Here is a 12,014-nt window from a genome sequence, read left to right as displayed (position 1 = left end):
ATCGATGAAAAAGATGAAATAGGTTTTAGAGACGTGCTATTTTGCTTTAACCTTTAACCTTTAACCTTTAACCTTTAACCTTTAACCTTTAGCCTTTAACCTTATTCGTTACTGACTAAAGTGCTCCAAGATCAAAGGAAAAAATTCATAACCACTAATACACACTAACCAAAACCAAGCACTTAAGCTGATACGCTGAATAGCTAGGCTCACTTTTTGTGCACTTGGCTGTTGATCAAAGCCGATATTAGCATAGGTAACTTTTTGCTCTTCATATAAACGTACGCCACCTAATTGTGTTTCCGTGCTTAAACCGAAACTGCTTAATAACAATCCTGATGAAAAATGATGCCAATCAGCACCTTGCCTAAACTTTTTAAATAGGTTTTTTATTGGCTTATCATACAAAGCAAAAGTGAAGCTTACGATGATATGAACAGGGATTTGTAGCAAACTAGTAATCAGAGAGGGCAGCTTTCCTAGTGCATTATATTTCGGTAATTTGCAGTTCCATTGTTGTGCGCAAATATGCATTAGTTGATAAAACAATGCGCCATAAATGCCTGTCGCTAAATACCAAAATACTACTGCAAACCAACCGTTAGTTAGTTGTAATACTAACGACTCAATAGCAGCTTTATGTGTGCCTAGTTGTGATAAAGGTTTCGTCTCTCTAAGGGTAAGCTTATCTAATAACAACTTAGCAGTGGCCAAGCTTTCATATTGTAAATCATTATCTATCTGTTTATAAACGTGCATTTTTTCATGCCAAGATAAGAGCAAATAAATCGCGACTAAATCGATGATAAAAGGCTTGAAAGCCACCACGTAAAGTTGGCTAATGATTAGTACAATAGGGAGAAAAATCAACGAGAAGGCTAACATACTCGCTAGACGTTTATAGCCATCACTGCGTTCAGGTAGGTTCACTTTGAGTGCGATACGTTGAAAAATAAGTGCAAAGGCTGAAAGAGGGTTGAGATCTTTAGGTAATGAAAAACAGAACGAGCACAAAGCCGCAGTTAGAAAACTGAAAAAAGCCGCATGCTGTTCTATTAACATTAAAAGGCCTTGCATTAATTCAATCTATCTACAATGGCTTCTACTAATACAGAAGCATTTTTTGCAGCAACAGGTAAAAACTCATCAAAAGAGAGTTCAGATTTTTTACCAGCAATATCAGATAGAGAGCGAATAATGACAAATGGAACAGAGAATTGGTAACAAACTTGTGCAATTGCAGCTGCTTCCATTTCACACGCAGCCATAGTTGGGAAGTTGTTGCGTGCGACTTCTGCTTTTACAAGATCTGCCATAAAAATATCACCAGTACAGATTAAGCCTTTGATGATATTTAAACCATCTAATGTTTTAGCTGCATCCTCTGCAATATCAACTAAAGAAGTAGTGGCTTCAAAAGCAGCAGGTAGTTGTGCCATTTGACCAATTTCATAACCAAAAGCCGTTAAGTCTACATCGTGGAATCTAACTTCCGTAGAAATAACGATATCACCTACATTTAATGCCGTGTCATATCCGCCAGCTGAACCTGTGTTAATGACTACATCTGGAGCGAACTGGTCTAGTAATAATGTCGTTGCAACAGCAGCTGCAACTTTGCCAATACCTGATTTAGTTAAAATCACTTGCTTGCCGTTAAGGTCACCTTGGTAAAATTCGCAACCTGCGACTTTGCTTGTAGTAACGTTATCCATCGCTGATTTTAAGATGCTAACTTCTTCATCCATTGCACCAATAATGCCTATTTTCATCTGTTTTTCTCTTTGTTATACCAATAAAAGTGCAATGCTATCATATTGTTGACGATATCTTCACTCTAAGGTTTTTTTGTGGTGAGTAACTGTGTAAAATCCTAGCCAATTATTGCTAGTAAACCAGGAAAAGTAAATGAATGCCTTAATAGAAGATTTAAAAGCCCGTGGCTTAATCGCTCAAACAACCGCTGATGAAGAGTTACACGCACATTTATCTAGTGGAAGTCGTACATTATATTGTGGCTTTGATCCTACAGCTGATAGTTTACACATTGGTAGCCTAGTACCACTATTAATTTTAAAGCGTTTTCAAGAAGCTGGCCACAAGCCATTAGCATTAGTCGGTGGAGCAACAGGGTTAATTGGTGATCCAAGTTTTAAAGCTGCTGAACGTAAATTAAACAGTGATGACATTGTTGCGAATTGGGTTGACTCGATCAAAAAGCAAGTCAGTGCTTTTATTGAATTTGGTGAACAGGGTAATGCCGCTGAAGTCGTTAATAATCTTGATTGGATCAGTAAAATGGATAGCATTTCATTTTTACGTGATGTTGGTAAACACTTTAGTGTTAACGCGATGATTCAAAAAGAGTCTGTTAAACAACGTATTGACCGAGAAGGTGCTGGTATTTCGTTTACTGAATTCAGCTACATGTTGCTACAGTCTTATGATTTTGCCGCGTTAAATAAAGAGAAAAACTGTACGTTACAAATCGGTGGTTCTGATCAATGGGGTAATATCACTGGCGGTATTGATCTTACTCGTCGTATGAATCAAGAGAAAGTGTTTGGTTTAACTATGCCGTTAGTAACTAAAGCTGATGGCACTAAGTTTGGTAAAACAGAATCAGGTACAATTTGGTTAGACCCTACAAAAACATCTCCTTATGCTTTTTTCCAATTTTGGATCACTACATTAGATGCGGATGTTTATAAGTTCTTACGTTACTTTACTTTCTTAACAATCGAAGAGATTGCAGAAATAGAAGAAACAGATAAAAATATTAAAGGACGCCCACAAGCTCAAGGCATCTTAGCACGTGAAGTAACACGTTTAGTGCATGGTGAAGAAGGTTTAGCGTCAGCAGAGCGTATTACTGAAGCATTATTCTCTGGGAACTTAAGTAACCTAAGTGAGTCTGACTTAGCGCAATTAGCACAAGATGGTTTACCAGCGACGGATGTGAATAATGATAGTGCTTCAATTGTTGAGCTATTAACAAGTTGTGAATTAGCGGCATCAAACAAAATGGCTCGTGAATTTGTTAACAATGGCGCAGTGATGGTAAATGGTGAGAAAATAACTGATACTGAAGCGACAATTTCGAAAGCTGATGCATTATTCTCACGCTACACGTTAATTAAACGTGGTAAACGTTTATTTAATCTATTTATTTGGAAATAAAAGAGAATCATATGATTTTAAAAAAATGTGTTTTAACCGCTTCGGTTGGTTCATTATTAAGTCTTTCTGCTTTATCGGTATACGCAGCAGATGAAGATGTTACTTTCTCTGATGATACTCCTGCAGTAAGTGAATCTGTTGCTCCGTTAACAGAGTCAGCTCAATCTGCACCATTATCTGAATCTGATCCTAGCTCTTGGGTAGATATGAGTGACCCAACAGCTATCTACTCTCATGCAAGTATTGGTGGTGGTAATCAAGGTGTTGATTTATCAGCTACTTACGGTGGCTACTTAAGCGGTGTTTATAAACATAGCTTTACATTGGCTGCTCGTGAAGATCTAGAACATTACGAAACCAACTACTTTATCTTAAACTCTGCGTCTAATTCAGGTGTGGCATTTGATAATAGCTGGAGTGAAGATATTCGTGTTGATCACACTGATTATGATGACCTAAATGACAACTCAATCGGTTTCTTCGCTAAACTACCATTTATGGAAGATAAAGTAAGATTCCACCCTAAAGTAAGTGTCGGTTTTATTTGGGGCGATGACTTCAGTGATACAACTTACGTTAAATTCGATGCAACGACGCGTTACCGATTTGACCACATGTATTGGGTCGGTGTAACGCCAACTTATGCATATGGGTTTAAAGGAGAAGATTTAAATGAATGGACTGCAACATTAGACGCTGGTGTTCAAATTTCTGATGTGTTTGGTATCAGTGCAAGTGTTAACGATGATAAAGATTTCCTTGCAAATGTAACTTTTGCTTTTTAATTTTTTGTAATCGTATTAATAAGACTGTTATATAAAATAGTGATTATTAAAGTAGGCTAGATGCGTTATGTATCTGGCCTTTTTTATAACAAGCAAAAGCTATGATATTAAAATAAGTATATTTTTTAAGAAACCTTCTACATTACCGCCTACTAAACTTCTGTCTTACCTATCGCTTTTACCGTTTCTTTGTGTTTCATTTATTGAGCATTTACATACTTAATGACTCATTAAATATAGCAAAACACGCCGTATTTTTTTTATTTCAAGAGAAGACAATAATAGATAAGACGTATTAAATATGCGGCTTTGTACTATTTACTTGACATCACTTGGTTAAATAAATCACAATACGAATCTAAATAATTATCATTTGAAATGTTATTTATTTCACTAGTACATTTATACCAAGTCAATTTTAACTTAATATTTTTTGGATTTTATTAATGAAGCTTACCCGTATTTTTTCCCTTTCCTCATTTATTGCTCTCATGACATTCAATGCATTAGCTTTTGCTAGCGAAGCAGAAAATACTGCACAACTAGGTGCCGATGGTTTCAGTGTAGAGATGAATGACCCCCGTTATACAAAATTAAAAACCTATCTTGTCGAGATGAAGGATGGCGTGCTGACTCCCGCTGAATTAGTGGTACCAGAAAAAACTAAATTTCGTCTGGTAGTACGTAATCTTGGTAATAAACCTGCTGAATTTGAAAGCAACCAATTACGTCAAGAGAAAGTATTGTTCATGAATGCGGAAACAACGTTAGTAATTATCCCGCTTGATGCCGGTACTTATGATTATTTTGATGATTTCGCACCAACAACACACGGTAAAATAGTAGTAAAAGCTAAGGATTAAAAGATGGGACAAACAATATTTGTCGTCTGTAGAGAGAGCATTGAAGCACTCTTAGTGATCGGAATTCTTTATGCTTGGATGGATGGAAGAGCGGATGCAGCAACAGGTAAGAAATGGTTGTTTGCAGGTGTAGTAGCTGGCTTTGGTTTAGCTGCGTTATTAACGTTAACGTTAATTGGTGTTTCAGATTTATTAGGCGGTGAAAGTCGCGCTTGGTTTGAAATTGGTATGTTGACCTTTGCCAGTGCCTTGATTGTACAAATGGTGCTGTGGATGAGAGTTCACGGTCGAACATTAAAGAAAGAATTAGAAGCAGGCTTGGAAAAAAGCTTACAAGGCAAGAAAAGCTGGTGGGGAGTCTTTTTCCTCGCAATGATTGCTGTTGGCCGTGAAGGTTCTGAAACAGTGATGTTCCTATATGGTTCGCTTTTACAATTGGGTACTTTAGCTTCTTATGTGAGCTTTTTTAGTGCTGTCGCTATTGGTTTAGCCTTAGCCATGGTGCTGTTTTATGCCTTACAGCTTGGTGGTAAGTTCATTTCGTGGAAATGGTTCTTTAAGGTCACGGAAATCATGTTGTTATTCCTTGGTTCTGCATTGTTCCTAGCTGCTTCGGAAAAATTATTAGGCGGGCCGCTAGCCGCAACCGATTTACCAGCTTGGTTATATAGCAATGTTTGGGATATGAGTAGTGTACTAAGTGATAGCTCAGTATTTGGTAATTTACTAGCATCTTTGTTTGCTTACCGCTCACAACCAATAGGGTGGGACTTAGCAGTGTTAGGCGCTTATTGGGTAACCGTTACGATTATTCTTAAGTGGCAAATGAAAGCAAAAGTAGCACCTATTGCTCAAGTCACCGTAGAGCAAGCTTAAATAGTAAAAGATTTTTATAAATAAATTGCAGAACACAATTAACACAGTTGCAGGAAGCAATTAACACAATGAGTTTTATTAATGATGGTAAAACTCACTAACGTTTTTATGGTACATCCAGGAGTATTAAAGTGAAAAAGACAATGTTAAGCACAGTGATTGCAGGAGCTCTATTGGTTTCTGCTTGTAACTCAGAAACTGAAACACCAGTTGCAGCGCAAACTGAAGCACCAGCAACAGTAGAAGCAGTTGCTCCGAGTGAAGCTGAAGCAGCGACAACAGGTTTATCAACTAGCGATAAACTAGCAACCTTATCAACTTATGCAAGCATTGCGTCTGCGAACTACTCTGATGCAGTAAAAGATGCAAAAGCGTTACAAGAAGCAATTAGTGCTTTTGTAGCTGAGCCAACTGACGCGACATTACAAGCAGCAAAAGATGCATGGTTAGTATCACGTGAAAGCTACGGCACAACAGAAATTTTCCGTCTTTCTAACGGTCCAATCGATGCTGAAGACGGTTGGGTAGCTGAAACTTACGGTGGTGTTGAAGGTGAGCTTAACTCATGGCCACTAGATGAAAACATGATCGATTACACTGTGAACGCAAATAATGAGCGTACAAGTGGTAATATTATTGATACTCAAGGTACGTTTACACCAGGTGGCGAAGACGTAACAGCTGTTGATGTAACGACGATCACACCTGAAGTATTAGGTGAGCTAAATACTAATGGTGGCGATGCTAACGTAGCTGCTGGTTACCATGCAATTGAATTCATGCTTTGGGGTCAAGATCAAGATTACAATAACATGATTGAAGACACTATCAGCAATGGTGCAATGACTGCTGGTCAACGTCCATTAACTGATTTCACTACTGATAAATTAGCTGAGCGTCGTCTGGCTTATCTTGGTGCAGTTGCTGAAAAAATGGTTGATGATTTAACAATTGTAGCAAGTGCTTGGGAAGATAAAGTAGAGGGCGATAAAGGTCTTTACCGCGCAGCTTTATTAGAGCAGTTAACTGGCGATCAAGCGTCTAAAAATATTGAACTACCGACTGCACTTAAACAAATCTTTGCTGGTGTTGGCGTATTCTCTAAATCAGAATTAGCGAATGAACGTATTGCAGTTGCAGTACTAACTCCAAGTGAAGAAGATGAGCATTCATGTTTCTCTGACAATACACACCGTGATATTGCGTTGAACTACCAAGGCATTAAAAACGTATTACTAGGTGAATACAAAGGTAAGAAAGTAGGTCCTGCATTCATCGATAATGTATCAGATGAAGAACAAGCTGCTATCACTGAGTTAATGACAGACATTGAAGCGCGTATTGCTACAATCAACACGTTAGCAACAACAACAATGCATTTTGACTACCAAATTCGTCCAGAAAACGAAGAAAGTGTTCAAAATATTGTAACGCTTAAAAACCAATTACGCCGTTTAGGTGATCAAATGGTTGTTGTGTCTAAAGCTTACGGTATTTCGTTAACAACAAACGATGTAACGGATGCTGAAGAAACTCAGCTGTAAGTACTTCCGTTACTGCATGACAGTAATGTAGTGCAGTCATGAAAGATCAAACGCCACTTACCGTATTCGGTCGGTGGCGTTTTGCGTTATCTGTACACCTTAGGGCATACCACTCATTTTGAAAGTGAACTATGAAAAATAATTATTCCAAGGTCTCGAAGCATATTCTTCGCGGCATTTTTTTGTTTTTAGGATTCAATAATATTGCACATGGTGAAACTAGCCAGTTCAACACAAATGAATTTAGTAACGCGAGTGGCAGCAAGCCTTTTTCACATCCGATTAAAATGAATGATGAAGAGTTTGATCAATATATACTTGGCCGTTCATTTTTTACTATCCCTTGGGTAGAGGCACCAAGTGCAACTACTGCTCGAGATGGTTTAGGCCCACATTTTAGTTCCAATACCTGTGTTAGCTGTCATGAAAGTAACGGCAGTGCAGCAACATTAAGTAGTAAAAACCAGCCGCTAAGAGCATTAGTATTTAAATTAACTCAGCCTAGCAAACATGATGCACGTTGGTTAATTAATAACATTGATACACCCGCCCATGACAACGTACCTGATCCGGTTTACGGTGCACAAGTATCAATTAGAGGTAACGGCAAAGTAAAACCAGAAGCACAAACACGACTAAAAGTGGAGTCTGTACCGTTTACTTACCCAGATGGCCAGTCATTGACCTTAACAAAATTTAAGCCTTATTTAGAAAAACTAGCTTATGGTTCATTAGCAAAAGAGACAACGATCTCTTTAAGGCAACCGCCGACATTGGCTGGTTTGAGATTAATTGAACAAGTCTCAAACGAAGATATTCTGGCTTGGGAAGATCCAACAGATAAAAATCAAGATGGTATTAGTGGCCGTGCCAACTGGCTAAATTCACCAGAACAAGATGAAAAAATATTAGGGCGTCTTAATTGGAAAAGTAGTGCATCAGGCATTGTTAATCAAACAGCAAATGCAGCTGCACATGATTTAGGCTTAACTAATCCCTTTTTTATCGAAGAACGTTGCCAACCTGCACAAAAAGATTGTTTAGCTGCGCCTAAAGGGGATAATACGCCGCTTGGTCGTTTAGACCTACCGATGTTACGTTTACAGGCGATTAGTGCATTTATACGAGACCATAAAGCACCTCAAACTGTGCGTTTAGACGAGCAAGGGCGTGAAGGTAAAAAATTGTTTAAAGAGATCGGTTGTGCTGCTTGCCACCGTACTACATTTACCACGCCTAAAGGTATTACCTTCCATCCTTACAGTGACTTGTTACTGCATGACATGGGAGAAGGGCTAGAAGATGGTCGTCCTGAATTTTTGGCGACTGAAAGAGAGTATCGTACAGCACCTTTATGGGGTGTTGGGGCTCGATTACGAGCGAAACATCGTTTTTTACACGATGCTCGAGCTAAAACACCAGAAGAAGCAATTCTTTGGCATGGCGGTGAAGCAGAGACTGCCAAATCAACATTTATTAAATTAGACCAAGAACAACGCTTGGCCTTGCTACACTTTTTGGAGCAATTATGAACACTTTTAAACACTTGCCATTCATTTGTTTACTTAGCATACCAATGCTAAGCCATGCAGAGCAAAAAGACCCTTATGCCTCTATTTACGATAACGTCATTCAGCAAAATGCTGATAATGCAGTGCAATATTGTTCCGATTTACAGGGTGCTTTAGACAGTGATTCAGGGGAAGTTCGTCATCAAGCATTTGAGCAACTAGCAAAAGGCTGGGGACAAGTACAAGCCAGCTACATACTTGGCGGTTATGACATGAATGCCATGGATTATCCATTGATGGTGGATTTTTTCCATAGTGGTAATGAAGATATTCATGCCAGTATTGAGCGTTTAATTGGTCGTGACTCAAAACCACAGACTGCATTATACAAAAACTCTTATAAAACCATGACCGCAATCGATTCAGTGATGTTTAGTGGTGAATGGTCTGAACGTAGAAAAGAGTTTGCAGAAGTAATGGTTGCTAACGTTTGTAAACGATTTACACAAATCAGTGACGGCTATAAAGCAAACCGTGATGCATTCCTATTTGATGTCGATAAAGGCTTATCACTAGTTGTTAATGCTCAAATTGAACATATCTACAAAACACGAGACTGGCGTATTGCTCAAGTTAGCGGGTTAACAAAAGCTAATCTAGGTGAAACAAAACCTGAACATCAGCAATTTCCATACAGTGAAGCTTCGTGGGCATTTATCGGCGGCGTATTAGAAACCAATCAGCAATTATTAGCTGAAGATAAACAACCTAATGTTGCTACAATTGCTTACGAGAAACACGGCAGTGAAGGTATTAAAGCGGTACAAAATGCATTAACTGCTTCGGTAGAAGCTTATAACAATACACCTGCTGACCATAATTTTAACTTGAATGACATGATCCCATTATTTCAAGGTTTATTAGATGTTCAAAAAGCATTTTATAGAGAACTAGTAAGTCGTATTGGTGTGTCTGCAAACTTAATCGATGCCGATGGCGATTGATACTCCGTTAGCGCTGTTCTTAAATGGTAGCCAACGTATTTTTTGGGGCTACCTAATTGCTAGCGCGTTAATCGCAACTATATGGTATGTGTGGCAAGGGCGTAAGCTTTCTGTCACCAATATGAAAGCCTATTGGTTGAATGCTGATGCTAAACTTGACTATCGGTATTTTTTGGTTAATTGGCTATTAAAAAAACTGTTGATTATTCCATTATTATTGTCAGGTCAAACGGTGGCATTGTGGGTGTTAAATTATCTAAACTCACACTATGAACCGCTGTTTCTGTCTTGGTATTATCGCGATATCATCTTGACTTATACACTTTGTTTATTTGTATTAGGTGATTTAAGCCGTTATTGGCTACATCGTTTAATGCATACAAATCGTTGGTTATGGAAGTTTCATGAGGTACATCATAGTGCTGAATCATTAAACCCGTTAACCTTCTATCGTTTGCATCCGGTTGAAATATTGCTATTCGCACTCCGCAACGCGATTGTTGCAGGTGCAGTGACAGGTATTTTCATCTTTTGCTTTGGTGCGCGTGTTGATTTATATACGGTGTTAGGTGGTAACTTGTTTGTGGTTGCCTTATTTTCCTTTACTGGAAACCTAAGACATAGCCATATTCGTCTAACTTATGGACGTTGGATGGAGCGATTATTAATTTCTCCAGCCCAGCATCAAGTGCATCATCAACAAGAGAGTATGCGGAAAAATTACGGTAGCGTATTAGCCTTATGGGATTGGCTGTTTGGATCGTTAAGACTAACCAAGGATGCGGCTACAGTGCAAAAATTTGGTTTAGGGGAAGGTAAAAGACAAGATTTTGATAGTGTGAGCAAAATTATGGTTCGCCCCTTTTTTAATATAATGACAAGTATAAAACGGACACTTAAGTGAAAAAAATTATCTATTTATTCTTCATTGGTATGAGCTTTTCTCAAGCGCATGCTGCTCAACTAACAGAGGCCCAGTTAGGGCAGATCTTGTTTCTCGACCCGAGCTTTTCTGTTAACAGAACTATGTCTTGTGCAACTTGTCATGAGCCTTCAACAAGCTTTAGTGATCACCGTGAAAATATTGGTTTGAACATGGTTTCACTGGGTGACGATAGCAAGTCTCTTGGTACACGGAATACGCCAATGGCCGCTTATGCCAATACATCACCTTCATTTCATTTTAACGAAGAACTCAATGAATATGTTGGTGGGCAGTTCTGGGATGGTCGTGCTAATACCTTAGCTGACCAAGCAATGGGGCCGCCATTAAACCCTGTTGAAATGGGCTTTCCTGATGCTGAAACGGTCGTACAGCGAATTCAAGAAAATCCATTTTATATTGATAACTTTAAACGTATTTATGGTGAAACAGTCTTTGAGCAGCAAGCTAAAAAAGACGGTGTTTTACCTGCTTTCAATGGTTTTGCTCGTGCTATTCAAGCATTTGAACAAACTGATGAGTTTGCAACTTATGACAGTAAGTATGACCGATTCTTAAAAGGCGAGTATGAGTTAACAGTGCTGGAAGATTTAGGTCGTACTTTATTCTTCTCTAATAACAATGTGAGCTGTAATAGTTGCCATATGTTGAAAACAGAAGATAGTGAAAAAGAGCCTTTCACCAACCATCAATATCGTAATATTGGTGTTCCTTCTAACGCTCAGTTGATTGCATTAGGCCATGTAAAAGATGATTTTATTGACCATGGTTTATTAGAAAATCCAGCGGTGGAAGATCCTAAATACGATGGTAAATTTAAAAATCCATCATTACGTAATGTAGCAGTTACAGCCCCTTATATGCATAATGGTGTATTCAAAGAGCTACGTACAGTGATGGAGTTTTATGATCACTTTAATAACCCTAAGCGCACTATTAATCCAGAAACTGGCAAACCTTGGCGTGCACCCGAAGTATCTGCAACGGTTGATTTAGAGGATTTAAAGGCTCAAGTATTAACAGACCGCAAGATTGATGCATTGATTGCTTTTATGAAAACATTAACGGATAAACGATTTGAGCCGTTATTGGAAAAGCAAGAAAAGCTTGAGAAAGCGAAACAAGCTGCTCACTAATTACCTTTATTATCTGTCAGTCGATACTGGCAGATAATAACCTCAGAATAACGACTATAAATTATTAAATTTATAGTCGATTTCCCCCTTTATTGTGTCGAATTACTTAACACTTTATCGCATTTATTTTTTTGTTTACAACTATTGTATTTAAATTCAATGCTTTATGTTT

11 protein-coding genes are annotated in these 12,014 nt (G+C 38.3%); 9 read left to right on the top strand and 2 right to left on the bottom strand.

Annotated features, from left to right (window positions below):
• Positions 1–108 precede the first annotated feature (108 nt).
• Both V5290_RS04260 and mtnN read right to left on the bottom strand, forming a co-directional pair.
• Positions 109–1,062: a cobalamin biosynthesis protein gene (locus V5290_RS04260; RefSeq protein ID WP_333382231.1), complete on the bottom strand. Its 954-nt coding sequence runs from the start codon at positions 1,060–1,062 to the stop codon at positions 109–111.
• A gap of 14 nt (positions 1,063–1,076) precedes the next feature.
• Positions 1,077–1,772, bottom strand: a complete 696-nt coding sequence (mtnN, locus tag V5290_RS04255; RefSeq protein ID WP_333382229.1) for a 5'-methylthioadenosine/S-adenosylhomocysteine nucleosidase — start codon at positions 1,770–1,772, stop codon at positions 1,077–1,079.
• 136 nt (positions 1,773–1,908) lie between these two features.
• Here mtnN and tyrS point away from each other — a divergent pair, with 136 nt between their 5' ends.
• The 9 genes from tyrS to V5290_RS04210 all read left to right on the top strand — a co-directional run bounded on the left by tyrS (position 1,909) and on the right by V5290_RS04210 (position 11,842).
• Entirely contained in the window at positions 1,909–3,180 is a 1,272-nt protein-coding gene (gene tyrS / locus V5290_RS04250) for a tyrosine--tRNA ligase (protein ID WP_333382227.1), read from the top strand.
• An 11-nt stretch (positions 3,181–3,191) separates the two neighbouring features.
• On the top strand, positions 3,192–3,965 hold the full coding sequence (locus V5290_RS04245) for a hypothetical protein (RefSeq protein ID WP_333382225.1): 774 nt from the start codon (positions 3,192–3,194) through the stop codon (positions 3,963–3,965).
• A 446-nt stretch (positions 3,966–4,411) separates the two neighbouring features.
• Positions 4,412–4,828 (top strand): cupredoxin domain-containing protein, encoded by a 417-nt coding sequence (locus V5290_RS04240; RefSeq protein ID WP_333382223.1) that lies wholly within the window; start codon positions 4,412–4,414, stop codon positions 4,826–4,828.
• 3 nt (positions 4,829–4,831) lie between these two features.
• Positions 4,832–5,704 carry an FTR1 family iron permease gene (locus V5290_RS04235; protein WP_333382222.1) on the top strand — a complete coding sequence of 291 codons (873 nt, stop codon included), beginning with the start codon at positions 4,832–4,834 and terminating at the stop codon, positions 5,702–5,704.
• Between the two features lie 131 nt (positions 5,705–5,835).
• On the top strand, positions 5,836–7,248 hold the full coding sequence (locus V5290_RS04230) for an imelysin family protein (protein ID WP_333382220.1): 1,413 nt from the start codon (positions 5,836–5,838) through the stop codon (positions 7,246–7,248).
• A 131-nt stretch (positions 7,249–7,379) separates the two neighbouring features.
• Entirely contained in the window at positions 7,380–8,780 is a 1,401-nt protein-coding gene (locus tag V5290_RS04225) for a di-heme oxidoredictase family protein (protein WP_333382218.1), read from the top strand.
• Positions 8,777–9,763: an imelysin family protein gene (locus V5290_RS04220; protein WP_333382216.1), complete on the top strand. Its 987-nt coding sequence runs from the start codon at positions 8,777–8,779 to the stop codon at positions 9,761–9,763. The genes V5290_RS04225 and V5290_RS04220 overlap by 4 nt, the downstream gene beginning before the upstream one ends.
• A complete protein-coding gene (locus V5290_RS04215) occupies positions 9,753–10,667 on the top strand; it encodes a sterol desaturase family protein (protein ID WP_333382214.1) in 915 nt (304 codons plus the stop codon). Before V5290_RS04220 ends, V5290_RS04215 begins: the two co-directional genes overlap by 11 nt.
• Positions 10,664–11,842 (top strand): cytochrome-c peroxidase, encoded by a 1,179-nt coding sequence (locus V5290_RS04210; protein WP_333382212.1) that lies wholly within the window; start codon positions 10,664–10,666, stop codon positions 11,840–11,842. Before V5290_RS04215 ends, V5290_RS04210 begins: the two co-directional genes overlap by 4 nt.
• The last annotated feature ends 172 nt before the right edge of the window (positions 11,843–12,014 follow it).

Source organism: Psychromonas arctica, from assembly GCF_036697365.1.
Taxonomy (GTDB): domain Bacteria; phylum Pseudomonadota; class Gammaproteobacteria; order Enterobacterales; family Psychromonadaceae; genus Psychromonas; species Psychromonas arctica_A.
The sequence above is the reverse complement of the archived record's forward strand: the minus strand, read 5'-3'. Positions and strand labels throughout refer to the sequence as shown.